The sequence below is a fragment of the Methylobacterium sp. J-070 genome, from assembly GCF_022829385.1.
Taxonomy (GTDB): domain Bacteria; phylum Pseudomonadota; class Alphaproteobacteria; order Rhizobiales; family Beijerinckiaceae; genus Methylobacterium.
In genome coordinates, this window is the sequence record NZ_JAKSXX010000077.1 from 1 (window position 1) to 227 (window position 227).

Consider the following 227-nt stretch of genomic DNA (forward strand, 5'->3'; position numbering starts at 1 on the left):
GGAGATCACCGCGCGGGTCGAGGAGAACGTCCAGACGTTCCAGCAGATCGTGGCCTCGACCAACCAGCAGCAGCTCGGCATCGAGCAGGTGATGGGCGCCCTGCAGAACATCCGCCAGGCCAGCCAGCAGACCGCCGCCGGAACCCGACAGGTCGAGGCGGCCTCCGCCAACCTCACCGAACTCGCCCAGGCGCTCATGGCGCTCGCCGAACGATACCGGCACTGAG

The 227-nt window shown here is 68.3% G+C and carries 1 pseudogene; it reads left to right on the forward strand.

Going from position 1 to position 227, the window contains the following annotated elements:
- A pseudogene (locus MKL01_RS06305) lies at nucleotides 1-226 on the forward strand (hypothetical protein); the annotation flags it as partial.
- Between the last annotated feature and the right edge of the window lies 1 nt (nucleotide 227).